Origin of the sequence: Aeromonas sp. R1-2 (genome assembly GCF_040908505.1) — a bacterium.
Lineage (GTDB): Bacteria > Pseudomonadota > Gammaproteobacteria > Enterobacterales > Aeromonadaceae > Aeromonas > Aeromonas veronii.
Genome location: NZ_JBFODU010000012.1, coordinates 63,012 through 88,840, shown reverse-complemented (window position 1 = coordinate 88,840; position 25,829 = coordinate 63,012). Strand labels below are relative to the sequence as shown.

24 protein-coding genes are annotated in these 25,829 nt (G+C 60.1%); 7 read left to right on the top strand and 17 right to left on the bottom strand.

Features of this window, described 5'->3' with window-relative positions:
* Window positions 1–138: 138 nt before the first annotated feature.
* Together AB5Y76_RS03845 and pomA are read right to left on the bottom strand one after the other, a co-directional pair.
* Window positions 139–1,032, bottom strand: a complete 894-nt coding sequence (locus tag AB5Y76_RS03845) for a flagellar motor protein MotB (RefSeq protein ID WP_005349528.1) — start codon at window positions 1,030–1,032, stop codon at window positions 139–141.
* An 8-nt stretch (window positions 1,033–1,040) separates the two neighbouring features.
* A complete protein-coding gene (gene pomA / locus AB5Y76_RS03840; protein WP_005349525.1) occupies window positions 1,041–1,799 on the bottom strand; it encodes a flagellar motor protein PomA in 759 nt (252 codons plus the stop codon).
* Between the two features lie 211 nt (window positions 1,800–2,010).
* Between pomA and xseB the strand changes: the two genes are divergently transcribed.
* From xseB to dxs, 3 genes are read left to right on the top strand one after another with little or no spacing between them, the layout of a single operon-like run.
* Window positions 2,011–2,262: an exodeoxyribonuclease VII small subunit gene (gene xseB, locus AB5Y76_RS03835; RefSeq protein ID WP_005338838.1), complete on the top strand. Its 252-nt coding sequence runs from the start codon at window positions 2,011–2,013 to the stop codon at window positions 2,260–2,262.
* Window positions 2,263–3,153, top strand: a complete 891-nt coding sequence (gene ispA, locus AB5Y76_RS03830) for a (2E,6E)-farnesyl diphosphate synthase (protein WP_005343523.1) — start codon at window positions 2,263–2,265, stop codon at window positions 3,151–3,153. It abuts the gene before it with no gap.
* 21 nt (window positions 3,154–3,174) lie between these two features.
* On the top strand, window positions 3,175–5,043 hold the full coding sequence (dxs, locus tag AB5Y76_RS03825; RefSeq protein ID WP_263716993.1) for a 1-deoxy-D-xylulose-5-phosphate synthase: 1,869 nt from the start codon (window positions 3,175–3,177) through the stop codon (window positions 5,041–5,043).
* Window positions 5,044–5,117: 74 nt separating this feature from the next.
* Here the strand turns inward: dxs and AB5Y76_RS03820 are convergent, their stop codons facing one another.
* The 13 genes from AB5Y76_RS03820 to glyA form a co-directional block, all read right to left on the bottom strand.
* A complete protein-coding gene (locus tag AB5Y76_RS03820; RefSeq protein ID WP_019445927.1) occupies window positions 5,118–6,059 on the bottom strand; it encodes an ABC transporter permease in 942 nt (313 codons plus the stop codon).
* A gap of 4 nt (window positions 6,060–6,063) precedes the next feature.
* Window positions 6,064–7,038, bottom strand: a complete 975-nt coding sequence (locus tag AB5Y76_RS03815; RefSeq protein WP_042080630.1) for an ABC transporter permease — start codon at window positions 7,036–7,038, stop codon at window positions 6,064–6,066.
* Window positions 7,039–7,137: 99 nt separating this feature from the next.
* Window positions 7,138–8,694 carry an ABC transporter substrate-binding protein gene (locus AB5Y76_RS03810; protein ID WP_042054176.1) on the bottom strand — a complete coding sequence of 519 codons (1,557 nt, stop codon included), beginning with the start codon at window positions 8,692–8,694 and terminating at the stop codon, window positions 7,138–7,140.
* Window positions 8,695–8,764: 70 nt separating this feature from the next.
* On the bottom strand, window positions 8,765–10,489 hold the full coding sequence (locus AB5Y76_RS03805) for an ABC transporter ATP-binding protein (RefSeq protein ID WP_005358467.1): 1,725 nt from the start codon (window positions 10,487–10,489) through the stop codon (window positions 8,765–8,767).
* Between the two features lie 487 nt (window positions 10,490–10,976).
* The gene (locus AB5Y76_RS03800) at window positions 10,977–11,471 is read right to left on the bottom strand and encodes a phosphatidylglycerophosphatase A (protein WP_005349509.1); all 495 of its coding nucleotides are present in this window, start codon (window positions 11,469–11,471) and stop codon (window positions 10,977–10,979) included.
* On the bottom strand, window positions 11,468–12,427 hold the full coding sequence (gene thiL, locus AB5Y76_RS03795) for a thiamine-phosphate kinase (RefSeq protein WP_033137794.1): 960 nt from the start codon (window positions 12,425–12,427) through the stop codon (window positions 11,468–11,470). Before thiL ends, AB5Y76_RS03800 begins: the two co-directional genes overlap by 4 nt.
* 57 nt (window positions 12,428–12,484) lie before the next feature.
* Window positions 12,485–12,898, bottom strand: a complete 414-nt coding sequence (nusB, locus tag AB5Y76_RS03790; RefSeq protein ID WP_005343514.1) for a transcription antitermination factor NusB — start codon at window positions 12,896–12,898, stop codon at window positions 12,485–12,487.
* Window positions 12,899–12,912: 14 nt separating this feature from the next.
* Window positions 12,913–13,383, bottom strand: coding sequence for a 6,7-dimethyl-8-ribityllumazine synthase (ribE, locus tag AB5Y76_RS03785; protein ID WP_005338866.1), 471 nt, complete (start codon window positions 13,381–13,383; stop codon window positions 12,913–12,915).
* Window positions 13,384–13,586: 203 nt separating this feature from the next.
* A complete protein-coding gene (gene ribBA, locus AB5Y76_RS03780) occupies window positions 13,587–14,696 on the bottom strand; it encodes a bifunctional 3,4-dihydroxy-2-butanone-4-phosphate synthase/GTP cyclohydrolase II (protein ID WP_368177687.1) in 1,110 nt (369 codons plus the stop codon).
* 149 nt (window positions 14,697–14,845) lie between these two features.
* Window positions 14,846–15,499: a riboflavin synthase gene (locus AB5Y76_RS03775; protein ID WP_047438140.1), complete on the bottom strand. Its 654-nt coding sequence runs from the start codon at window positions 15,497–15,499 to the stop codon at window positions 14,846–14,848.
* 55 nt (window positions 15,500–15,554) lie between these two features.
* Window positions 15,555–16,664 (bottom strand): bifunctional diaminohydroxyphosphoribosylaminopyrimidine deaminase/5-amino-6-(5-phosphoribosylamino)uracil reductase RibD, encoded by a 1,110-nt coding sequence (ribD, locus tag AB5Y76_RS03770; protein WP_368177686.1) that lies wholly within the window; start codon window positions 16,662–16,664, stop codon window positions 15,555–15,557.
* A gap of 199 nt (window positions 16,665–16,863) precedes the next feature.
* Window positions 16,864–17,313, bottom strand: a complete 450-nt coding sequence (gene nrdR, locus AB5Y76_RS03765) for a transcriptional regulator NrdR (protein WP_005338880.1) — start codon at window positions 17,311–17,313, stop codon at window positions 16,864–16,866.
* A gap of 150 nt (window positions 17,314–17,463) precedes the next feature.
* Entirely contained in the window at window positions 17,464–18,717 is a 1,254-nt protein-coding gene (glyA, locus tag AB5Y76_RS03760) for a serine hydroxymethyltransferase (RefSeq protein ID WP_005338884.1), read from the bottom strand.
* Between the two features lie 324 nt (window positions 18,718–19,041).
* On the opposite strand from glyA, the gene AB5Y76_RS03755 reads away from it, so the two are divergent.
* On the top strand, window positions 19,042–19,326 hold the full coding sequence (locus AB5Y76_RS03755) for a hypothetical protein (RefSeq protein WP_368177685.1): 285 nt from the start codon (window positions 19,042–19,044) through the stop codon (window positions 19,324–19,326).
* Between the two features lie 49 nt (window positions 19,327–19,375).
* On the opposite strand, the gene torS is transcribed toward AB5Y76_RS03755, so the two are convergent.
* Entirely contained in the window at window positions 19,376–22,195 is a 2,820-nt protein-coding gene (gene torS / locus AB5Y76_RS03750; protein ID WP_368177684.1) for a TMAO reductase system sensor histidine kinase/response regulator TorS, read from the bottom strand.
* Window positions 22,196–22,265: 70 nt separating this feature from the next.
* On the opposite strand from torS, the gene torT reads away from it, so the two are divergent.
* Together torT and AB5Y76_RS03740 are read left to right on the top strand one after the other, a co-directional pair.
* Window positions 22,266–23,312 (top strand): TMAO reductase system periplasmic protein TorT, encoded by a 1,047-nt coding sequence (gene torT, locus AB5Y76_RS03745; protein ID WP_368177683.1) that lies wholly within the window; start codon window positions 22,266–22,268, stop codon window positions 23,310–23,312.
* 37 nt (window positions 23,313–23,349) lie between these two features.
* Entirely contained in the window at window positions 23,350–23,754 is a 405-nt protein-coding gene (locus AB5Y76_RS03740; protein ID WP_368177682.1) for a GFA family protein, read from the top strand.
* Between the two features lie 36 nt (window positions 23,755–23,790).
* Here the strand turns inward: AB5Y76_RS03740 and torR are convergent, their stop codons facing one another.
* The gene (gene torR / locus AB5Y76_RS03735; RefSeq protein ID WP_368177681.1) at window positions 23,791–24,504 is read right to left on the bottom strand and encodes a two-component system response regulator TorR; all 714 of its coding nucleotides are present in this window, start codon (window positions 24,502–24,504) and stop codon (window positions 23,791–23,793) included.
* A gap of 145 nt (window positions 24,505–24,649) precedes the next feature.
* On the opposite strand from torR, the gene torC reads away from it, so the two are divergent.
* Complete coding sequence (gene torC / locus AB5Y76_RS03730) at window positions 24,650–25,816, top strand: pentaheme c-type cytochrome TorC (protein WP_080771394.1); 1,167 nt, start codon at window positions 24,650–24,652, stop codon at window positions 25,814–25,816.
* The last annotated feature ends 13 nt before the right edge of the window (window positions 25,817–25,829 follow it).

The following is a 25,829-nucleotide window of genomic DNA, read 5'->3' as shown; positions in this document are numbered from 1 at the left end:
TTGAAAATAGAAACTGCGGCCATCTGCAAGGAGGCCGCAGCAATCGGTTCGGATGAGGCATCTTAATATGAAGCCAACACAAAATCCACGTCAGCCCCCTGATGCAGATCCCACTTGCGTCATCGACATTCCCTTCACTTACTTCCCTTCCGGTACGGAAATGGGGGCCGAAACAGTCGGTTTGCCCTGCATGATGGCGATCTCCACCCGCCGGTTCATCCGACGATTTTCCGGGGTGGTATTGGGCACCAATGGCTGGGAATCCGCCATCCCCTGCACCACCAGTCGCCCCTGATCAAAACCGGGGACCTTCAGCATCTGGTGCGCCACCGCCACCGCCCGTTGCGACGACAGCTCCCAGTTGGACTGGAACAGCTCATCTTCGGTCGCCACGTTGTCGGTGTGACCGGAGATGGTGATTTCACCCGGCACATCCTTGAGCAGGGTCGCTACCTTGCGAATGACCGGCCAGAACTGGGGCTGCAGAAACGCCGAACCGGCCGGGAAAGACGCTTTTTCCCTGATCCGGATGATGATCTGCTGGCCCAGCGCCTCAATTTCGATGGCGCCATCCTGGATCTGATCTTTCATCTGCTCGGCGAGGGCTTTGGCCAGGGTATTGGACTGTTCTTGCGCCTTCTTCGCATCCTGCGCGGTATCGCCCCCCGTCTGTTTGCCATCACTCTTGTCCTGACCACCTGCCTGATCCGACTCGCCGGGCAGAAACTCCAGTTCGGTCTGGGTCAGATCGATGGTCTGCTGCATCACGGTATCAATTGGCGTGGGTTCCGGGCGACCGGGCCTAAACTCCTGGGCAATCACCGAGGTCCCCTTGGGAATATCTTTCACCTCAAGGATGTTCTGTACCCCGAATGCCTTGTCCATGGAACCGGCTATCTGCTTGAACTTCTGCACATCCATCTCGGCAAAGGAGAGCAACAGCACGAAGAAGCACATCAGCAGCGACATCAGGTCGGCAAAGGTTCCCATGTAACCAGGGAGACCTGGTGGCGGGCACTTGCAATCAGACATAGCGCCCCCTATTCGGTGCCGGTATTACGTTTGGACTGGTTCAGATAGTTTTGCAGCATGGACTGGATCACCCGCGGATTCTGACCATCCTGAATCCCCATAATGGCATCAAGGATCAAGGTACGACTGAGCTTCTCCTCCCCGCTGCGCAGCTCCAGCTTGTCGGCAATCGGGATCGCCAACATATTGGCCTCTATCGCACCGTACAGGGTGGTAAGCAAGGCCACCGCCATCGCCGGCCCGATCGACTTGGGATCACTCATGTTGGCCAGCATGGCCACCAGACCCACCAACGTACCTATCATCCCCATGGCAGGGCCCAGATCCCCAAGGGTACGGAAGACCTTGATGGCAATGACATGGCGCTCGGCTGTCAGGTCGATATCCTTTTCCATCACGGCGCGCACCACTTCGGCATCGTGACCATCCACCAGCATGTCGATCCCTTTTTTCATAAATGCATTGGGGATCTCTGCGGCCTCCAGCGCAAGAAAGCCCCCTTTGCGAGCCGCGTCAGCCAGTTCAACGGCTTTGGTAATCAGGTCTTCAAGCTTGTCGCCCTTGTACATAAAGGCTTTGCCCGCCACCTTGAATGCCATCAGGAACTGGCCAAGGTTGAACTTCATCATGGCGATGAAGATTGAGCCCAATACAGTGATGTAGACCGATGGCATATCCACATACATGCTCATGGGGCCACCCAGCAGCATGCCGTACACCACCACCCCGAAACCCAGCACTATCCCTATCAGACTGCCTAGATCCACGTCCCTACTCCTGTCACCGGTTCTTATGTCTATTTATAGTCTGTTGAATTTTCTGCTATTGCGACCCATGCGGCAAGCATGCATCCACTGAGAATGATGGCTCATTATCGGCCAGTTTAGCGAGAGTTTGAGGGGGCAATGCTTTTCTGCCTCCCCCCTGTGGACGGTCGATGTTAATATAAGCCGTTTTTTTCAATCCCCGAGGATGGACATGGCCAGTAAAAAAATCGACCGTCTGAGTTTTGATGCCACTCTGGAAGAGCTGGAAACCATCGTTCATCAGCTGGAACAAGGTTCCCTACCCCTGGAAGAGGCACTCAAGCAGTTCGAGCAGGGCGTTCATCTGGTACGGGCCGGTCAGCAGAAGCTGGAACTGGCCGAACAGAAGATCCAGATCCTGCTCAGTCAAGCCGATGGCAGTGACCAGCTGGCCCCCTTCCAGCCAGAACAAGGAGAGGAGTGAGTGGCGCTGGACCATTTTTCCCGTCTGCATCGTCAGCGTATTGACGACTGTCTGTCAGCACAACTTGAATCCTTGCCCGCCATGGCGCCACGCCTGCGCGATGCCATGAGTTATGGCCTGCTGCTGGGCGGCAAGCGGGTTCGCCCGTTTCTGGTCTACGCAGTCGGCGAGATGCTGGGCGTCAAGAGCGAACTGCTGGATGGCCCTGCGGCTGCCGTGGAGTGCATCCACGCCTACTCCCTGCTGCACGATGACCTGCCCGCCATGGATAACGACGACCTGCGTCGTGGTCAGCCAACCGTTCACAAGGCGTTTGACGAAGGAACCGCCATTCTGGCCGGTGATGCGCTGCAGACCCTGGCGTTCTCCATTCTGGCCGACCACCCCATGCCCGATACCTTGATGGCCAACCGGGTGCGGATGCTGAGTACCCTCGCCCGCGCCTCCGGCTATCTGGGTATGTGTGGCGGTCAGGCGCTGGATCTGCAGGCCGAAGGGCGCCAGATCTCGCTCGCTGAGCTGGAGCAGGTACACCGCCACAAGACCGGTGCGCTGATTGAATGCGCCGTGGCGCTCGGCGCCCTGTGCAAAGCCGATGTTGATGACGCCACGCTGGCTGCCCTGCAAACCTACGCCGCTGCGATTGGCCTCGCCTTTCAGGTGCAGGATGACATCCTCGACATCACAGGTGATACCGCCACCCTGGGCAAGCCACAAGGTTCTGACCTGGCACTGGAGAAAAGTACCTATCCGGCCCTGCTCGGACTCGAAAATGCCCGTGAGCTGGCTCGCGAACTGCATGGGAAAGCCTTAACAGCCCTGCAATCCTTGCCCTACAATACCGACATTCTGGAAGCGTTTGCCGATTACATCATCGAGCGAACCCACTAAACGCTGGATAACAGTAACAATATGAGCGTTGATATTAGCAATTTCCCCAACCTGGCCCTCGCGGACACTCCGGTCGAGCTGCGTTCCTTGCCCAAAGATCGGCTGCCGGTGCTGTGCAACGAGCTGCGCGAATATCTGCTGCGCTCTGTCAGCCGCTCCAGCGGACACTTTGCCTCCGGTCTCGGTACGGTCGAACTGACCGTGGCCCTGCACTACGTCTACAACACCCCGTTCGATCGGTTGATCTGGGACGTGGGCCATCAGGCCTATCCCCACAAGATCCTGACCGGGCGCCGAGATCAGATCCACACCATCCGGCAGAAGGATGGTCTGCACCCCTTCCCCTGGCGTGGCGAGAGCGAGTACGACGTGCTCTCCGTCGGCCACTCCAGCACTTCCATCGGTGCGGCGCTCGGTATGGCGGTCGCCGCCGAGAGTGAAGGGCTGGGTCGCAAGGTCGTTGCAGTGATCGGTGATGGTGCCATTACCGCAGGGATGGCCTTTGAAGCGCTCAACCACGCTGGCGATGTCCACAAGGATATGCTGGTGATCCTCAACGACAACGAGATGTCCATCTCAGAGAATGTCGGGGCGCTGAACAACCATCTGGCCCGGGTCATGTCCGGCAAGCTCTATACCACCATCCGCGAAGGTGGCAAGAAGGTGCTGGCGGGCCTGCCGCCGGTCAAGGAGCTGGCCAAGCGGGCCGAAGAGCACCTCAAGGGGATGGTGGTGCCCGGCACCCTGTTCGAGGAGTTCGGCTTCAACTATATCGGCCCCATCGACGGCCACGATATCGAGGCACTGGTCGAGACCCTGCGCAACATGCGCAATCTCAAGGGTCCGCAACTGCTGCACGTCAAGACCAAGAAGGGCAAGGGTTACGAGCCAGCGGAGAAAGACCCCATCGGTTATCACGCAGTGCCCAAGTTCAATCCTGACGATTGCTCCCTGCCCAAGGCGAGCAGCGCCAAACCCACCTTCTCTGCCATCTTTGGCCAATGGCTGTGCGACATGGCCGCCAAAGACGAGAAGCTGGTCGGTATCACCCCCGCCATGCGTGAAGGCTCGGGGCTGGTGAAATTCAGCCAGCAGTATCCGGATCGCTACTTCGATGTGGCGATTGCCGAGCAACATGCAGTCACGTTCGCTGCGGGTCTTGCCATCGCCGACAAGAAGCCGGTGGTGGCCATCTATTCGAGCTTCCTGCAGCGTGCCTACGATCAGGTGATCCACGACGTGGCGCTGCAAGATCTGCCGGTGCTGTTCGCCATCGACCGGGCCGGTCTGGTGGGCGCCGATGGCCCGACCCATCAGGGGGCGTTCGACATCAGCTTCCTGCGCACCGTGCCCAACATGGTGGTGATGACGCCATCTGATGAGAATGAGTGCCGCCAGATGCTCTATACCGGCTATCTCCATCAAGCCCCTGCCGCCGTGCGTTACCCCCGCGGCAGCAGTCTGAGCGATGCCCCCATCTCGGCAGAAATGCAGGCACTGGCGCTTGGCAAGGGACGTATCCTGCGAGAGGGCAAAGGCACTGCCATTCTGGCGTTTGGCACCCTGCTGCACCACGCGAAAACGGCCGCCGAAGCGCTGGATGCCACCCTGGTGGACATGCGCTTCGTCAAACCGATGGATGAGGCGCTGGTGCTGTCGTTGGCTGCCAGTCACAATCAGTTCGTCACCATCGAAGACAATGCCATCATGGGCGGCGCCGGTTCGGCGGTGAACGAGCTGCTGATGCGCAGTAAACAGTGCAAGCCGGTGCTCAACCTCGGCCTGCCGGATCGCTTCGTGGAACAGGGTACCCAGCAGGAGATCTATGCCCTGCTCGGTCTGGACGATGCTGGCATCCAGCACAGTATCGAAAGCTGGCTGCAAGCCTGATAACGTGTTAACGCTATCCAACAAAAGCAGGGCGCCTCACTGGCGCCCTTCTTAATTTGCATTTCTGACTTGGATTACCCTTTGTAGATCTTGGGGTTAAACACATCCCGCAGCCAGTCACCCAGCAGGTTGATGACCAGCACCAGCACCACCAGACAGATGCCCGGGAAGGCAGTGATCCACCAGGAGCCGGAGAAGATGTAGTTGAAGCCGACGCTGATAAGCGAACCGAGCGAGGGCTGATCAACCGGCATTCCCAGCCCGAGGAAGGAGAGTGCCGCCTCGCTCATGATGGCGTTGGCCACCTGCACGGTGGAGATGACCAGAATGGGCGACAAACAGTTGGGCAGAATGTGGCGGAACATGATGCGCGGGGCGCGGAACCCCATCACCTTGGCCGCTTCCACATACTCCTTCTTCTTCTCCGCCAGCACAGAGGCGCGCACGGTACGGGCGTACTGCGGCCACTCGGCAATCCCGATAATCACCACCAGCATCATGATGGCGAACTTCGAGTAGAACTCGGAGCCAAAGGTTGCCTGAAAGATGGCGGAGATGATGATCGCCACCATCATGGTGGAGAACGACAGCTGCACATCGGCAAAGCGCATCAACAGGTTGTCAATGCGACCACCGAAGTAACCGGCAATCAGACCGATGACGATACCGAGCACCAGCTGCAGCGCCACCGCAAACAGGCCGATGGTGAGGGAGATACGGGCGCCATAGAGGATGGTGCTCCAGATATCCCGCCCCTGGTTGTCGGTGCCGAGCCAGAAGCGCTCCTCGCCACCTTCGAGCCAGGAGGGGGGCAACTCGGCATCCATCAGATCAAAACTGGTCTGGTCATAGACGTTGTGCGGGGCGAGCCAGGGGGCCAGCAGCGCCGCCAGCACAAATACCACGAACACCGCAAAGCTGAACATGGCTACCTTGTCCCGCAGGAAGTAGTAGACGATGTCAGAGTTCTTGAATCGTGCCCAACGGCTTGGGCTTGCAGTTACAGCATTAGTCATGCGCTTACCCCTTGGCAGTCAGGTTAACGGTCGGGTTAATCAACCCGTAGAGCAGGTCGACCAGGGTATTGGTCACCACGAAGATCAGTCCCACGAAGATGACGTAGGCGGTGATGAGGGGCGTATCGACCCGGTGGATCGCCTCGAGGAACAGGAAGCCGGTGCCCGGCCACTGGAACACACTCTCGGTCAGGATGGTGTAGGCCACCATGGTGCCGATCTGCACCCCACCGACGGTAATGACCGGCAGCATGGTGTTTTTGAGGGCGTGGCTGTAGTAGACCTTGTTGTTGTCCAGCCCCTTGGCGCGGGCGAACTTGACGTATTCGGAGGAGAGCTGCTCCAGCATCTCGGAGCGCACCAACCGGATAAACAGCGGCAGCATGATGGAAGAGAGGGACACCGCGGGCAGGATCAGGTGCAGGATGCCGTCCCAGGTGAAGAAGCCCGACTCCCAGCCCAGCAGGTTACGGGTCTCGCCGCGGCCATAGGCCGGCAGCCAGCCCAGCTGGATGGAGAAGAGGTACATCAGCATGATGGCGGTCAAAAATACCGGGATCGAGATGCCGATACTGCTCCCCGCCATGATGATCTTGGTGGGAATGCTGCGCGGGCGGATCGCCGAATAGACACCGAGTGGAATGGAAACCACCACGATGATAAGCGCGGCAGCAAACACCAGCTCAAGGGTAGCCACCAGCTTGTCGAGGATCACCTCGAGAGCGGGTCGCTTGAAGAAATAGGAGGTGCCCAAATCCCCATGCACCGCATTTTTCAGAAAGCGGCTGTATTTGATGAGGAAGGGATCGTTAAGGCCCATCTTCTCGCGCAACTCGTGACGCTGGGCTTCGGAGACGGATTGTCCCACCAGCTCGCGCAACGGGTCACCCAGGTTGTCCTGGATGGAGAAGGCGACCAGGCTGATGACGAACATCACTATCACGGCCTGATAGAACCGTTTCAGCAGGAATGTAAACATGCTTGTCCTTCTACGTGGCCTGTGTCGTGGCACAGGCTTCTGTTAGTGGGCGGAGTGGCCAGCTGACCACCCCGCCCCGTCCTTCCTTGCGACGTTCTCTTACTTGCTGACCACCAGGTCACCCAGGTAAGGGAAGTTCATCACGTTGACCACCGGCTTGATGTCGACGTTTTTCTTGGCGCCATAGGCCAGATCTTCCCAGTGCAACGGCACGTAGGCAGCATCTTCGATCAGCATGGCTTCGACCTTCTTCAGCATCTCGGCACGCTTGGCCGGATCTGTCTCGGCGTTGGCATCCATCACCAGCTTGTCAGCTTCGGCGTTGGCGTAACCGGCGCAGTTGTACTGGCCCATACCGGTCTTGGCATCCTTGGTGAAGGTCAGGAACTCGAAGAAGTTCGCGGTATCTTCAGTGTCGGAGTGCCAGCCGATCAGCTGCATGTCTGCGGCGCACTTGTCAAACTCGGGCCAGTACTGGGCCACCGGCATGGTTTTCAGATCCACCTTGATGTTGATCTTGGCCAGCATGGCGGAGACAGCCTGGGCAATCTTGACGTCGTTGACGTAGCGGGCAGCCGGGGAGATGAAGGTCATCTTGAAGCCTTTCTCGTAACCGGCCTCTTTCATCAGCTCCTTGGCCTTGGCCAGATCATACTGGGGCACCAGCGCCTCGTTGTGACCGGCATAGCCTTTCGGGCTCAGCTGGCCAGCAGGGGTACCGAAGCCCTTGTTGATCTTCTCGACGATACCCACCTGGTTGATGGCGTAGTTGATCGCCTGACGCACGCGCTTGTCTTTCAGCGCCGGATTGGTGTTCTGGTTCAGCTCGATGATGATGGCACGGGTACCGGACAGGGTGACCAGCTGGGAGTCCTTGCCATTCTTCACGCGCTCCAGATCGTTCGGCGCAACCGGATAGATCATGTCCACGTCGCCACCCAGCAGGGCTGCAACACGGGTCGCATCTTCCTTGATCGGCACCACGGTCAGGTTCTCGACGTTACCCTTGGAGGCTTTGTCCCAGTAGTTGGCGTTGCGGGCATAATCCAGCTTCACACCCTGCTCGCGGAACTTGACGGTGAACGGGCCAGTACCGGAGACGTGGGTAGAGGCATAGGAGTCGCCGTTTTTGACGATCTCGGCCTTGTCTTTGCCCGCTTCGGTCTTGCCGGTGTAGAACTTGGAGTCCATCGGGAAGATGTAGGTGACGGTCTGCAGCACCAGCGGGAACGGCTTGGCGGTAATCAGATCGACGGTGTAGTCATCGACTTTCTTCACTTCGCTGATGGGATCGAAGATCGCCTTGAAGTCGACGGAGGATTTCAGGCGGTTGACGGTCCACACCACGTCGTCAGCGGTGAAGTCGTTACCGGAGTGGAACTTGACCCCTTTGCGCAGGTGGAAGCGGACGGTCTTGTCATCGACACGCTCGAACTTCTCGGCCAGACGAGGCTCGAACTGCAAGTCCTGGGTGTAACGCATCAGGGGATCGAATACCAGGTGCGACATCTCCAGGGTCTGACCGGAGAGCTGCTCCTGCGGATCCAGCGAAGTGGCGTCAGAAGCGACACCCACCTTGATATCAGCGGCTGAGACACTGAAGGCGAAACCGGCGGCAAACAGCGCCAGGGCAATCTTGGACAATCCTTTCTTCATCTTGTTCTCCATGCTTTTGGCTTTCTTATGACACTTTTTTTGACAAGCAGACCGGCGCACCGGTGCTCTCCTAGCTTGCGATTTCCAGCCCCTCGCGGGACATTCCCTTGAACTCCGGCATGAGGGAGATCAGCTTGCGGCTGTACTCATGCTCGGCATTGGTAAAGAGTTTCTCGGTCTCGGCCACTTCCACCAGATGACCGTGCTGCATCACCCCGATGCGGTCGCACATCTGGCGGATCACCGGCAGATCGTGGCTGATAAACAGCATGGTGAGCTTGAGCTCCTGCTGCAGATCCTTGAGCAGGTTGAGGATCTGGGCCTGCACCGACACATCCAGCGCCGAGGTCGGCTCGTCGCAGATAAGGAAGCGCGGGCGAGTGGCCAGGGCGCGGGCAATGGAGATGCGCTGGCGCTGGCCGCCAGAGAACTCGTGGGGATACTTGACCCCGGCACCACGACCGAGACCCACGTGATCCAGCAGATCGCCGACAATCCCCTCAATCTGGCTCTCACTGCTCGCCAGCTGATGGAAGCGGATCGGCTCGGCAATGATGTCGCGTACCTTCATCCGCGGGTTCATCGACGAATAGGGGTTCTGGAACACCATCTGCATCTGGCGACGCAGCGGGCGACGCTCGCGCTCGCTCTTGAGAGCGGTCAGATCGATCCCCTCAAAGAAGATTTTGCCGGTATCAGGCGGATAGAGACCGGTGATGGCGCGGGCAATAGTCGATTTACCGGAGCCCGATTCCCCCACCAGACCGAAGGTCTCCCCTTCGAAGATCTCGAAGCTGATGTTGTTGCAAGCGCGTACATACTGGCGGCGGCTCGGGAAGATGGAGTCCTTGGTGACGAACTTCAGATCGACGTTCTCCACCCGCAGCAGCGCCCCTTCATAGGCACGCTCGTCCTGACTCTGGCCGAGCCAGTGGGTCTTGAGGTCAATATTGGTATCCGGCGCACTGGCATCCTCGATATAGGAGACCAGCGGGAAACGCACCAGCTTCACATCGGAGCGGGGTACTGCCGAGATGAGGCTGCGGGTATAGGGGTGATTGGGGCTGCCCAGTACCTGTTCGGTCAGGCCGAACTCCACCAGATCGCCGCGATACATCACCGCCACCTTGTCGGTAACGTTGGAGACCACGCCCATGTCATGGGTCACCAGCATGCAGCCCACCTGACGCTCTTTGCAGAGGGCGCGGATAAGCTGGAGGATCTGATCCTGAATGGAGACGTCGAGCGCTGTGGTCGGCTCATCGGCGATGATCAGCTCCGGATCGCAGGAGAGCGCAATGGCGATAACCACCCGCTGACGCATGCCACCGGAGAACTGGTGCGGATACTGCTTGATGCGCAGCTCCGGCTGCGGGATACCCACCGCCCCCATCAGCTCCAATGCCTTGGCAAAAGCGGCTTCGCGAGAGAGGTCGGTATTGGCCAGAATGGTCTCCACCAGCTGATGCTCAACGGTGAACAGCGGGTTGAGGGAGGTCATGGGGTCCTGGAAGATGAACCCGATACGGGAGCCACGGATGGCCCGCATCTCATTCTGGCTCTTGCCGGAGATGAGCTCGCCATTGAGATAGATATCGCCACGGGCGATGCGACCCGGCGGGCTCAGGAGATCGATAACGGCATTGCCGATGGTGGACTTGCCGGCGCCGGATTCACCGACCACCCCGACAATCTCACCCTTTTCGATAGAGAAAGAGAGATCCTTCACCGCGGCCAGCACCCCGTAGCGGGAGGGGTACTCGATCCGCAAGTTCTTTACTTCGAGCAAGGACATGTTTACCTCTGCGGGGGACATCCGTCCCAAATAATTCGTCCGTAAATCAGCCGCAGATGCCGGTTGTTACCTTGGGCAATATTTGCTCAATCCATGAGGCAGCGAAACCAGCGATCCGGGCGGGTTTTTTGCATTTTTTTGGAATAACCCGCGAGTAACTTAGACGGTTTGACCACGGGTGTAAATGATTGAGTTATACAATTCCGCAATGTTTTGTGCAGATAACCACCAATTCGGCAGAGATAAATGATGACTTTCATCACACAAATGGCCGGTGCGTCCGTACTTCTATTGGTATCATTACTTTAATTTCAACAACAACGCAACAAGCAGCATTTATCACTATTTCCAAAACAATCACGAGCCCCGAATGAGTAGTGAATATTTATGTGAAATGGATGATAAACGGCAGCATATGCCGATGAATGAAAATTAAGCAGATATAAATCGGGGGATGCCAGAGCGGTCATCCCCCGGAAGATGGCTCTCAACCGAGCCAGAATGCCAGTAATTGCATACAAAACAGGGCGAACAGGCCGGCGATCAGATCGTCCAGCATGATGCCCAGGCCACCGTGGATCCGGCGATCAAACCAGGAGATGGGCCAGGGCTTGAGCACATCAAACAACCGGAACAGCGCGAAGCCCGCCACCACCCACTCCCAACCGGCTGGCGCGGCGATCATGGTGACGCCAAAGCCGATCACCTCGTCCCAGACGATGGCGCCGTGATCCGGCATGCCGATGGCATCGGTGGCGCTCTGGCAGATACGGATCCCCACAACAAAACCCACCGCCAGCAAGGCGATAAACCAGTGGGTCGGCAGCCCGCTCACCAGCAGGTAGAGCGGAATGGCCGCCAGGGTGCCCATGGTGCCCGGCGCCTTGGGGCTGAGACCGGAACCAAACCCCACCGCCAAAAAATGAAGCGGATTTTTCAGATCCAGTCGTGTCAGCTCGGGCTTTATCCTGAACAAACTCATGCGAAGTGATCCCACCCTTTCAGTTGCAACTCGACCGCTTGGTCGCCACGCAGGTAGTCGATGCCCGGCTCGCCCGCCACGATGCGGCCGATGCGGCTGAACTTGACCCCGCTGTGAGCCAGCGCCGTATCGAGCGCGCCGCGGTGCTCCTCCGGTACGGTAAAGCAGAGCTCGTAGTCATCGCCACCTGCCAGCGCCAGTTGCCACGCCTCCTGCTCGCTCACCGCATCCTGCAGCACCGGCGAGAGCGGTAGCAGATCGAGATCGATCTGGGCCCGTACACCGGAGGCCTTGAGGATATGGCCGAGATCCGATGCCAGACCATCGGATAGATCCAGCGCACTGCCCGCCAGCCCGCGCAGCGCCTGACCAGCCAGAATGCGGGGATGGGGGTGGTCGAGCCGTGGCAGCACAGCCGCCAGCTGGTTCTCGTTGAGGTTGCGTTTGCCCAGCAGGTGGGAGAGCGCCAGCGCAGCATCTCCCAGGGTACCGGTGACATAGATGCCGTCACCGGCTTTGGCACCGCTGCGCATCAGGGCGCGACCGGCAGGCACCGATCCCTTCACCGAGATGGTGATGGAGAGCGGCCCGCGGGTCATGTCTCCGCCCACCAGCGCCACATTGTAGTACTCGGCCAGCTCCAGGAACCCTTCGGCAAAACCGGCGACCCAACCTTCGTTGATGGCAGGCAAGGTCAGCGCCAGCGATACCCAGCGCGGCTCGGCCCCCATGGCGGCGAGATCGGAGAGATTGACCGCCAGCGCCTTGTAGCCGAGATCCACCGGATCCATGTCGGGAAAGAAGTGTACGCCGCTCACCAGAGTGTCGGTGCTCACCGCCAGCTGGGTATCGGGGGGCAGGGTCAGCAGGGCACAGTCATCTCCAGGGCCCATCACCACGTCCTTGCGGGCGTGGGGGACCTTGAAGTACTTATCAATCAGCTCAAATTCACCCATACAGTAAAAAGCCAGCAATAAGCTGGCTCCTCTCTTAGATGCTGACGGACAGCAGGATCAACGCTTGTTCAGCGACTTGATCACCTTGTCCAGTACACCGTTGACAAACTTGTGGCTGTCATCGGCAGCAAAAGCTTTGGCCAGCTCGATCGCTTCGTTGATGACCACGCGCGGCGGTACATCATCACGACGGGTCAGCTCGTAGGTCGCCAGACGCAAGATCGCCTTGTCCACCATGTCCACTTCTTCCAGCGGACGGGAGAGGAAAGGTGCAAACACCTTGTCCAGCTCGCTGCAGTGGAGGGCTACCCCGAACAGCAGATCGCGGAAATAGTTCAGGTCTACACCCTTGGTGTCCTGATCGATCTTGAACTGCTCTTCGATGTCACCCACGTTAGCCTTGGTCATCTGCCACTGGTAGATGGCCTGGGTGGCGCAATGGCGGGCTTTACGGCGCTCAGACGGTTTCAATGTACTTCTCCTCGTTACACGTCCAGTTCTTTCAGGACGTTGATCATTTCGAGCGCTGCCAGTGCAGCCTCTGCACCCTTGTTACCCGCCTTGGTACCTGCACGCTCGATGGCTTGTTCAATGTTTTCAGTGGTCAGCACACCGAAGGCAACGGGAATTTCATATTCCATCATTACCTGGGCCATGCCCTTGCTGTTCTCGTTTGCCACCAGGTCGAAGTGGTAGGTGCCGCCACGGATGACAGTACCGACCGCCACGATGGCGTCGTATTGACCACTCTTGGCCAGCTTCTTGATGACCAATGGCATTTCAACCGCGCCCGGCACTTTTACCAGTGTCAGGTTGCTGTCCTGCACTTGACCTTGACGCTTCAGTACGTCCACCGCGCCGTTCACCAGACTGTCGTTGATGAAGCTGTTGAAACGGGCAACAACAATAGCAACGCGCGCCTCAGGAGCGGCGATATTTCCTTCGATAACCTTCATTGGAAATCCTGTATCTGTGCAATCAAAAGGGCCGGAGTCAAAAGTGCGCACATTCTAGCACAACAGACCCACGACAAAAACCATGGCCGCAATAGACAGCCATGATCGCGATTCAACCAGTCCGGCGCGCTTACTCGCCGGTAAATTCCACGACTTCCAGACCGAAACCGCCCGGAAGGGGATGGTACTTCTCTGATGGAACTTTACTCGCCGATGTACTCAACCACTTCCAGACCAAAACCGCCGAGGGCATGGTACTTCTTCGGCGAGCTCAACAGGCGCATCTTGCTCACGCCAAGGGCCTTGAGGATCTGGGAACCCACACCAACACGGCGAGAAGTGCCTTGCCACTTGGCTCCTTCCGGTGCCAGTCCCTTGTCGGCGGCTTCAAAACCCTTGACCCTAGCCAGCAGCTCGGCGCCATGGGATTCCGCCCCCAAAATCACCAGCACCCCGCCTTCGTCAGCGATGCGGGCCATGGATTTGGGCAGCGGCCAGCTTCGGGCGGCGTGGCGGTCGGTCAGCAGCAGATCGCTCAGCACATCATGCAGATGGACGCGCACCAAGGTCGGCTGGTCGGCCTGCACCTCACCCTTTTTCAGGGCGAAGTGAACCTGATTGTCGATGGTGTCGCGGAAGGTGATGAGGTCGAACTCGCCAAACTCGGTGGGCAGCTTGCACTCGGCCACCTTTTCGACCGTGGTCTCGTGCTGGTTGCGGTACTCGATAAGGTCGGCGATGGTGCCAAGCTTGATGCCATGCTCCTCGGCGAAGATCTCCAAGTCAGGACGGCGCGCCATGGTGCCATCTTCGTTGAGGATCTCGACGATGACGGCGGCCGCCTCGAAACCGGCCAGACGGGCCAGATCGCAGCCCGCTTCGGTGTGACCGGCACGGGTCAGCACGCCGCCATCCTGCGCCATCAGCGGGAAGATGTGGCCCGGCTGCACCAGATCGGCCGCCTTGGCATTGGCCGCCACTGCCGCCTGCACAGTCACCGCACGATCGGCGGCTGAGATACCTGTGGTCACCCCTTCTGCCGCCTCGATGGAGACGGTAAAGGCGGTGGAGAACTGTGCATTGTTGCGATCCACCATCAGCGGCAGCGCCAATTGCTTGCAGCGATCCCGGGTCAGGGTCAGGCAGATAAGGCCACGGCCGTAGCGGGCCATGAAGTTGATATCCTCCGGACGGACGCAGGAGGCGGCCATGATGAGGTCCCCTTCGTTCTCCCTGTCTTCGTCATCCATCAGGATCACCATCTTGCCAGCCTTGATATCGGCAATGATTTCCTGGGTTGTGCTCAGCGCCATGGGCTACTCCATCAGTGTGCTTGGGGGTTGAGCCCGCAGGCTCAACGCAAATGCGTGTGTATGTTGCTCTAGATTGGGGCTAGCGGCTCCATTTCAATCAGAGCGGGATCACAGAAAATCGTTTTGGTGACCTGATTTAGCGCTCACCGTCAGAGAAAACCGGCCTTGGCCAGCGTCTCCATGGTCAGGGTCGAGGCGCTGCTCTCCTGACTTTTCCCCATCATCAGCCGCTCCAGATAGCGGGCGATCTGATCCACCTCGAGGTTGACCTTGTGGCCCGGCTTCCAGCTGGCGATGGTGGTCTCCTGGGCTGTGTGGGGCACGATGGTCAGACGGAAAAGGTCCCCCTGCACCGCGTTCACGGTGAGGCTGATGCCATCCACCGCAATGGAGCCCTTCTCGGCGATATAGCGGGAGAGCTCGCCCGGCGCCTTGATCCAGTACTCGATGGCGCGGCCGCTGCTGGAGACGCTTTTCACTTCCCCTACCCCATCCACATGGCCGGAGACCAGATGGCCGCCGAGGCGGGAGGTGGGCATCAGCGCCTTCTCGAGGTTGACCCGATCGCCCACTCTGGCGGCGGCAAAACCGGTACGGGAGAGGGTTTCCAGCGACACGTCGGCGGTATAACTCTTGTCGCCCAGCGCCACCACGGTGAGGCAGACGCCGTTGGTGGCGATGGAGTCGCCCAGCTTGACGTCACTGAAGTCGAGATGCGGTGCATGGACGGTGAGGGCCATGTCGTCGCCCTGACGGCGCAGTTCGGCCAGGGTCCCCACCGCTTCGATAATTCCGGTAAACATGCAGATCACCTTGCTGATGACGGGGGCTGATTATGCCCCCTTGAACATTGATAAATCAGGCTATTTTGGCGGTAATGCGAATATCCTGGCCGACCATGCGCACATCCTTGATGGCGAGCTTGGGCGCCTGGAACAGCCGGGTCAGGCCCGGCAGATGGAACAGACCGCGCCCCTCGTCGCCCATCAGTTTGGGCGCCTGATAGAGCACCAGCTCATCCACCAGCCCTTTTTCCAGCAGAGCGCCGCACAGCCGCGGGCCCGCCTCGACCAGTACCGAGTTGACGTTCTGTTTGGCCAGCAGCATGAAGAGGCTGACCAGATCCAGCTTGCCATCCAGCAGCGGCAGCTCCAGCTGCTGCACCCACTCGGGCCACTCGCCGGACGCCTTGTGCCGAGCCAGCAGCACCGGGCTCTCGCTCTGGAACAGCGGCAAGTCGGGGGTGAGCCGGTTTTGCGAATCGACGATGACCCGCAGCGGCTGGCGCAGGGTCTCTTTGGGATAACTTGCCTTGACCGAGGGGGGAAACTCGTCCCAGCGCACGGTCAGGGAAGCACCATCGGCCAGTACGGTTTCAGCGCTGGAGAGTACCGCATCGTGGCGGGCCCGCAGTCGTTGCACATCGCGGCGCGCATCCGGGGAGGTGATCCACTGGCTCTCACCGCTCGCCATAGCGGTGCGGCCATCGAGGCTGGCTCCCAGCTTGATGGTTACCCGCGGGAAGGCGGTACGCATCCGCTTGAAAAAGCCCGGGTTGAGCGCTTCGGCTTCGCTCGCCAGCAGGCCGAAATCGGTCTTGATCCCCGCTTCGGAGAGCATCCGCAGGCCACGCCCACCCACCTGGGGATTGGGATCGACCATGGCCGCCACGACCCGCGCTACGCCAGCGTTGATCAGCGCCTCGGCGCAGGGGGGAGTACGACCATGATGGGAACAGGGTTCGAGAGTTACATAGGCGGTAGCGCCACGGGCGTTGTCACCGGCGGCGCGCAGGGCGTAGACCTCGGCATGGGGCTCGCCCGCCTTCTGATGCCACCCTTCGCCAACCACCACGCCATCTTTGACCAGCACGGCGCCGACGCAGGGATTGGGGGCCGTGGTGTAGCGGCCGCGGCGGGCCAGTTCGAGGGCCCGACTCATCCATTGGTAATCATCTTGACTAAACATTCGGGCTCCTTTGACAACACATCTCGGCTTTACGCAGTATCGTAGGTTCGATTAGCGCAGCGTAATCGGACGCGGCAACATGGGTGAGAATGGCGGTTTACTTCTCCAGCTTGGCGATCTCTTCACCGAACTCGCGAATATCTTCGTGTCCTGAGGTAGAGAGGGGCGAAGCGGATATCCACTTGCCCATCCGATACCATCATTTCTCCAATTTGGCGATCTCTTCACCGAACTCGCGAATATCTTCGAAGCTGCGATAGACGGAGGCAAAGCGGATATAGGCCACCTTGTCCAGACTCTTGAGCTCATCCATCACCAGATTGCCCACCAGCTCGGAGGCGACTTCGCGCTCACCGGTGGCACGCAGGCGGGATTTGATATGGTTGACCGCCTTTTCGATGGCCTCCATGCTCACCGGCCGCTTCTCCAGCGCCCGCAGGATGCCGGCGCGCAGCTTGTCTTCGTTGAACGGCTCGCGGGAGCCGTTGGACTTGATGACGCGGGGCATCACCAGCTCGGCCATCTCGAAGGTGGTAAAACGCTCGTGACAGAGCAGACACTCACGACGGCGGCGCACCTGATGGCCTTCTGCCACCAGACGGGAATCGATCACCTTGGTATCAACCGCACTACAGAATGGGCAATGCATCGGACCTCCGGCGTTAATGGAACAGGGACCGGCCCGGCGGGCCAGGATCTAGGTCGGCCAGTGTAGCACGGCCATCCAAAACCGGTAAAAGCCAGAAAAAACAATGCCACCCGAAGGTGGCATTGGTCTCAAACCGGATGGTCTGACTTATCAGCCATAAACCGGGAAGCGGCGGCAGATATCCAGCACCTTCTCACGCACGGTGGCCAGCACGGCATCGTTGTCGTGGTTGTCCAGTACGTCGCAGATCCAGTGGGTCAGCTCGATGGACTCGGCTTCCTTGAAACCGCGGCGGGTGATGGCCGGGGTACCGATCCGCACACCGGAGGTGACGAACGGGGAGCGCGGGTCGTTGGGCACGGAGTTCTTGTTGACGGTGATGTTGGCTTTGCCCAACGCAGCGTCAGCATCCTTACCGGTCAGCTCGCGGCCGATCAGATCAACCAGCATCAGATGGTTGTCGGTACCGCCGGAGACGATCTTGTAACCGCGCTCGATAAAGGTGGCAGCCATCGCCTTGGCGTTTTTCACGACCTGAGCCTGATAGGTCTTGAACTCCGGCTCCAGCGCCTCTTTGAAGGCAACGGCTTTACCGGCGATGACGTGCATCAGCGGGCCACCCTGACCACCCGGGAAGACGGCAGAGTTGAGCTTCTTGTAGAGCTCCTCGTCGTCAGCGGCGGAGAGGATCAAACCACCGCGCGGACCGGCCAGGGTCTTGTGAGTGGTGGAGGTGACCACGTGAGCGTGGGGAACCGGGTTCGGGTAGACACCAGCGGCAATCAGACCAGCCACGTGGGCCATGTCGACGAACAGGTAGGCACCGACCTTGTCGGCGATTTCGCGCATGCGGGCCCAGTCAACGATGCCGGAATAGGCAGAGAAGCCACCGATCATCATCTTCGGCTTGTGCTCGACAGCCTGACGTTCCATGTCGTCGTAGTCGATCTTGCCGGACTCATCGATACCGTAAGGCACGATGTTGTAAAGCTTGCCGGAGAAGTTGACCGGAGAGCCGTGGGTCAGGTGACCGCCGTGGGCCAGGTTCATGCCCAGCACGGTGTCGCCCGGCTGCAGCAGAGCCATGTAAACGGCGCTGTTGGCCTGGGAGCCGGAGTGCGGCTGCACGTTGGCGTAAGTGGCACCGAACAGCTCTTTGGCGCGCTCGATAGCCAGGGTTTCGACCACATCCACATACTCGCAACCACCGTAGTAACGCTTGGAAGGGTAACCTTCGGCGTACTTGTTGGTCAGCTGGGAGCCCTGGGCTTCCATGACACGGGGGCTGGTGTAGTTCTCAGACGCAATCAGCTCGATATGCTCTTCCTGACGACGGGTTTCGTCTGTGATGGCCTGCCACAATTGCGGATCATAATTGGCGATGGTCATGTCACGTTTCAACATCCGTTTCTCTCCTGAAAATCGTTTGCGCGTTAGGTGAAGTGGGCGCGGGCATTGTAACGTGAGCTGGATCAAAGAGACAGTCCAACCACCTAAAAAAAGGTTGAATTTATGTTGTAAAAAGCAAGATTCCCTCCCCGTTCAATACCCTGGCCGCTCCGCCAAACGGCACATTTTTCATCCCGCTGCGGGCGGGCAAAACCCGAAGGGGATCACAACGCCCTCTTTATCCTTCCTGTAACATATTCATTCGAAACAAATTTAATGATGATGGAGCTGATTGCAGCCATGCATCCGAGGGGCTGCACCTAACCGGAGGAGTTCAAGATGGACCATCTGCTGACATTCGTGATCCTGGCTGTCTTTTTTCTGTTCTACTGGGTCTACTACACCAGCCAACGCAAGCATGTCCCCACCACCTCGTGGGATCAACTCCCCACCAAAGCCGAATATCTGGCGGCCCACCCTGAATCAGTCGATGGCGACATCATCTTCTGTTATCACTGCGGCCACCACGAGTTGCTGGAGGTAGGCATGGTGCACCTGACCGATTTTCGCCGGGAATGGGTCTGCACCAAGTGCAAGCAGGTGCTATTTCGCGAGATCGAATAAACGGAGCAGGGACTGGCCCCCTCTGAACGTTGTGCATCGCCAGCAGGGATCAGAACGGCGAATCCCTGTTGGCCGCCAGCCACTGCTGCAACCCGCTCACCGCCGCGTCAAATTGCCCGCCGATTGCCGCAGGCTCACCGCCCCCCGCCTCAAGGGCCGTGCAATGGCTGGCAAATTCGGTCAACCCCAGCGCCAGCGCACTCCCCTTGAGCTTGTGCGCCAGCTGACGTTGCTCACTCCCCTCCCCCTGAGCCAACTTATCTACCAACACCCGCCCTTGCGACTCAAACAGCGCGACCAGCTGGCGGATCCGCGCCATGCCGAGCAGGGGCAGATCGGCATCCAGCACCGGATTGGCCCACTCGGGGTGGTTAGTTGGGGGCGCGGCTGCAGATAATTGCACCTGCGGCTCGATAGAGGCGCCCTCTTGCCGAAATAGTTGATCGATGGCGTTCGCCAGCACCGCCAGCCGCACCGGTTTGCCGACAAAATCGACAAACCCGGCGGCAAGGCAGTGGCGGATATCCTCCGGATACATCTGGGCCGAGATGGCGATGGCGGGCAGCGGCCGCTCATGCATCTCCTCGCTGATGGCTGCCAGATCCTCGCGCAGGGTCATACCGTCCATATCGGGCAGATTGATATCGAGCAGCGCCAGCTCGAAGGGGCGCTCGGTCACCAGCGCCAGCGCGCTGCGACCATCCTCCGCCAAGGTGACGCGATGGCCGAGGCGGGTCAGCATGCCGTGCGCCACCAACCGGTTGATCTCGTTATCCTCCACCAGCAGGATGTCACGGGACTGGCCAAGGTGCAGCGGTTGCGCCTCGGCAGGCAGCTGGGCACTCGAGCGTTGCAAGGGCAGACTGAAGCTGAATTCACACCCCTTGCCCGGTTCGCTGGCAAGGTTCAGCTCGCCCCCCATGGCGGCCACCAGCTTGCGACTGATCGCCAACCCCAGCCCGGTGCCGCCCTGATGGCCTATATCGCGCTTGCGCTGGCGAAACGCCTCGAACACAGCCTCCTGCTCATCGGCCGGAATGCCGGGGCCGGTATCGCGCACCACGAAGCGGATGCAGGGCTCGGCACAAGGGCCGTGACAGACAAGGGGCGCCACCGTCAGGGTAATCTGGCCACGGGCGGTAAACTTGACTGCATTGCCGAGCAAGTTGCCGAGCACCTGCCGCAGCTTGCCCAGATCCCCCTCGACCACAGGCGCCAGCCCGGGCGCATATTCCAGCGCCAGGGTGACCCCCTTGGCCGCTGCCTTTGGCCGAAACAGTGCGCTGAGTTCATCCACCAGCTGGAACAGGGGGAAGGGCTCGCGGCGTGCCTCCACATGACCCGCCTCGATCTTGGAGTAGTCGAGAATGTCGTTGAGGATCTCCAGCAGGGATTCGCCACTGTGCTCGATGGCGGCCAGATAGCGCTGCTGGGTATCGCTCAGGTGGGTATCTTCCAGCAGCGTCAGGCCCCCGAGAATGCCGTTCATGGGGGTGCGGATCTCGTGGCTCATGGTGGCGAGAAACACCGACTTGGCCCGGTTGGCCTGCTCGGCCTCGGCGCGAGCCTGCCGCTGCTTCTCCACCTCCTCATTGAGCCGCTCGTTGGCGTGGCTGAGCTGGCCGGTGCGCTCCTCGACCCGCGACTCCAGCTCGCGCTGATAGCGGCCCAACTCGACCGCATTGTCACGAAACACCTGCAAGGCCCGGCCCAGCTCCGCCAGCTCATCGCGCCCGGTGCTGGCGATCGGCTCAAGAGGTGCCAGATCTCCGCGTGCCAACCGGCTCATCCCCGCCACCGCCCGTTGCAGCGGCCAGACGATCCGGCCGTAGACCATGCGCCACATCAGCAGCATCAGCAGTAGCAGGGTGAGCAGGCCAATGCCCATCAACGCCTGCTCCAGCAGCCTGAGGCGCTGGCTTAGCGCCTGCTGGCTCTGCCCCAGCGAATCGCGGGCACGGCTGACCAGCTCTCCGACCTGCTGGTTGAGACTGCTCATCAGAGCTTCATTGGCATTGGCCAGCACCCGCAGCGCCTCCCCCTTGCCGAGCCAGTCGCTGCGCAGTTGCACCAGCTTGTCGCTCTGTGCCAGCACGGTCAGCGCCTGTTCCACCGCCTGCCGGCGGGCCGGGTCGGTCACCGCCCCGGCCCGCAGTTGCAAGATGGCCAGCTCCCGCAGCCCCTCTTGCAATAGCGTTTGCAACTGTTCCTGTCGTTCGCTGCGCCACATCTCCTCGATGCGCTGCTGCTGCATCAGGGTACGATGACGCAGCTCGGTCATCTGCTCCAGCCAGTCAAGATCCTGCTCCAGCAGGCGGTCCAGCGTCCGGGTCGCCTGCGCACCTTGCTGTTGGTAGAGGGAACCCAACCCCGCCACCATCACGGTTTCGGCGTTCTCCATCTGGCTGCGCGCCAGCTCGGCAATTTGCCCGGCCGCCGCCACCAGACGGGCCCGCTGCGCCTCCCCTTGCGCCATCAGGGTCAACCGTTCCCCCACCAGCCAGCCCTGCTGACCCAGATTGCCGATGATGCTTTGACTGAGCTGATCGAGGCTTGTTGAACCCTGCCCACGGCCGAGTTGCGCCAGCACCTGTTGCAGCTGTTGCCCCTGCAGGGTAAGCAGGCGTCCCTGATGCTCCTGCTCGCTGGTTGCGGTGGCCAGCAGCCGTGACGCGCTCTGGATCTCGCCGCTGAGGCGAGAGAGCGTGCGGGCCAGCTCCTGATCGGCCAGAGTCTGCTGCACCCCTTGCTCTAGCTGGCGCAGATGGCTAAGCCCCACCCAACCCAGCAGGGAGGCACTCAGTGTGAGTAATGCCATCAAGGAGAAGGCCAGCAGCAACTTGCCACCCAGGCCGGAAAAGATTCTCACGGGAAGTCCCTTGGTTGTGGTCGGCTTTGACCGGATAATATGGCCCAACACTTTAACAAAACCCCTGGCCATGCGAAGCGTCTATCTCTCCCCGTTGTTGCTGATCTGGTTGCTAATGCTTCCCCGAGCCGTCCTCGCCTTTGCGGTCGATATCTGGCCCGGCGGCGAATTCAGCGGCCAGCCGCTGCGCCAGCAGTGGCAGGAACCCGCAGCGGCAACCAAACCGCTGACCCTCTGTGCCCTCTACCCCCATCTGCGCGACGCCTACTGGCTTTCGGTCAATCAGGGCATGGTGGACGAAGCGAAGCGGCTGGGAGTCAAGTTGCAGATCCACGAAGCGGGGGGCTATGGCGCCCTCGTCGAGCAGCGCCAGCAGTTGCAGCGCTGCGTGCAGGAAGGGAGCGACGCCATCTTGCTCGGCGCGGTGAGCTATCAGGGCTTGCGCGAGGCAATCGAGGCCACGCCGCTGCCGGTCTTTGGGGTGGTCAACGATCTGCCCAGCGGTCTGGTGCAGGCCAAGGTGGGGGTCTCCTGGTACCAGATGGGCTGGCAAATCGGCCACTGGCTGGCGCAGCGTCACCCCGCCGGCAGCAAGCCGGTCTCGGTCGCCCTCTTCCCCGGCCCGCAGGCGAGTGGCGGCAACAACTTTGTCGAGCCGGGCTTTGCCGACTCCATCAAGGGGAGCGCCATCAAGCTGGTCACCACCGAGCGCGGCGACAACAGCCGGGAAATCCAGCGCACCCTGGTGCAGCAGACGCTGGCCCGCTATCCCGACCTCGACTATCTGGTGGGAGGCGCCATCGCCGCTGAAGTGGCCGTCAACGAACTATCACAGCGCCATCTCGACAGGCCCCAGGTGCTGAGCACCTACTTCAGCCATGGGGTACAGCGGGGCCTGCGCCGAGGCAAGATCCTGGCCGCCAACAGCGATCAGATGCGGCTGCAGGGGCGCCTTGCGGTCGCTCAGGCGGTCTGCCTGCTGCAACACCCTGATGCCAATGCCGAGCAGTGCCCTCGGGTGATGGGACCACCCATTCTGACGCTGTCTGCACCGCTGGCCGACCCCGCCGATTCCCTCTCGGATGGCGCTTTTCGTCCCGTCTATCGGGTCGAATAGCCGTTCCAAATCCGATCAGCACACTCAAGGAGAAGAGATGAAAGAGTTACATGCCAGCTGCCTGTGCGGCGCCGTCGCCCTGACCCTGCCGGATCAGTTCGACTATATGGGGAACTGCCACTGCAGCGAATGCCGCAAGTTTTCAGGGGGAGATTACGCTTCGGTCGGCGGACTGGATGGCAACCAGGTCACCATAGTGAAGGGGGAAGAGGCCATCGACCGCTACCGCAAATCGGCAGAGACCACCCTGGCCTTCTGTCGTCACTGCGGCTCCAGCCTGTTCAGCCAGAAGAGCAGCAGCGGCAAGATCAATCTGCGGTTGGGGGTACTGGACGACGTGCCGAGCCAGCGGCCCGCGTTTCACATCTTTGTCGGCTCCAAGGCGCCCTGGCACCAGATTGGCGACGACTGCCCGCAATTTGATACCCGCCCGCCGGTCTGATACCCGGTCAAACAGGTCAAGGCCACCGCAACGGGCTCAGGAGGCTATCTCACCGGCAAACAGATAGCCTTCACCATGGACGGTCACAAACAGCTGGGGATCCCGCGGATCCGCTTCCATCTTGCCGCGCAGCCGCCGGATCAACACGTCTATGGTGCGATCGCTCGGGCCATCGCCGCGATGGCTGATGAGGGTCAGGATCCGCTCCCGACCGAGCACCCGCCCGGCATGGGCGACAAAGGCCACCAGCACTTCATATTCGGCCTTGGTCAGACGCACCGGCACTCCGTCCTTGCTGAGCTGGCGGCGGGGAATATCAAAACGCCAGGGGCCGAAGCGCACCGCATCGTCAGCCACCGCAGGCTCGCTCGGCGCGGCGGCCGCCAGCGAGATCCGCCACAGCAGATTCTTGACCCGCACCAGCAACTCCCGTAGCTCGAACGGCTTGGTGACATAGTCGTCGGCCCCCATCTCGAGGCCGACAATCCGGTCCACCGCATCGCTGCGGCCGGTGACCAGAATGATCCCCACCGTGCTGCGCGCCCGCAATTCACGGGTCAGCAGCAGACCATCTTCCCCCGGCAGGTTGATATCCAGCATCACCAGATCGACCGTTTGTTCCGCCAGCATGGCGCGCATCTCCTGGCCGTTTTCGACCGCCGTCACCCGATAGCCCTCCCGCTCGAAATAGCCGGTCAGCTTCTCGCGGGTAACCGCATCATCTTCAACAACTAGAATGTGGTAGCTCATGGGCAGGATTCACGATGGTCGACAAGGGAGGATTATTCTATTCACATTTTGTCATAAATACCCCTATTTCATTAATTTGTGGCGGCAGCCCTGTTCACAACGCCTCCCTATCATGGCTCCCATCAAAAAAGTGATGTGAGAGAGCATGATGAAAAAACTGTGGCACTTCCTGCGCACCCCCAGCCGTCGCTGGTCGGTACTGGCGCTGCTTCTGGTGGGCGTCGGCGTCACCCTCGCGGGCACCGTCGGCCTGCACTATGGCTTTGAGAAAACCAGCAGCCTCGAATTCTGTATCTCCTGCCACTCCATGAAAGACACCGTCTATCCGGAGTACAAGGAGTCCATCCACTTCAAGAATGCCTCAGGGGTACAGGCGGTCTGTACCGACTGTCACCAGCCGAAGGACTTTGTCGGCAAGGTGGCCCGCAAGATGGAGGCGGCCAACGACCTCTATCAGGAGTACATAGGCCACAGCATCGACACTCAGGAGAAGTTCGAGGACCGGCGCCTGCATCTGGCCGAGAAGGTGTGGGCGCGGATGAGCAGCCAGAACTCCAAGACCTGCAAGTCCTGCCACAGCTACGACAACATGGATCACGCCAAGCAGTCCCCGGCGGCAGCGCTGGCGATGAAAGATGCGGCGGCGAAGAACATGAACTGCATCGAGTGCCACAAGGGCATCGCCCACGAACTGCCCAACATGGCGGGCGGCTTCCGGGCCACTTACGCCACTCTGGTCAACGACGCGCAAGAGGCGCCAGCCGCCGAGACCCTCTACAACCTGGGTGAAAAAGATCTCTATGCCAGCGAACAGAGCAGCGACCCGGTCGGCAAACTGCTGCCTGCCTCCCGCATCGACGTCGTAGACCGCAGCGGCGATCGCCTCAAGGTGACCATCGAAGGGTGGCGCGAGAGCGACGGCAAGGGCCGGGTGCTGAGCGAATACATGGGCAAGCGGGTCTTCGTCGCCACCATCCGTGACGAACTGAAAGCGAGCGAGAAAGTGCTCAAACAGGAGACCGACAGCGCCACTCATATCAAGTGGGAGCAGGTTCAGGTGCAGGCCTGGGTCGATGGCAAGGGCTTTGAGTCCTCGCTCAAGCCAATCTGGGATTACGCCGGCGAGATGTACAAATCCACCTGCAACTCCTGCCACGGCGCGCCGGATCCCGCTCACTTCACTGCCAACGGCTGGATTTCGGGACTCAAGGCGATGTCTGCCTACTATCGCCTGAGCAAGGAAGAGGAGCGCACCCTGCTCAAATACCTGCAAAACCATGCCGCCGATACCGGTGGTCAGGGCAGCCACTAAGTCCGGATTCGAA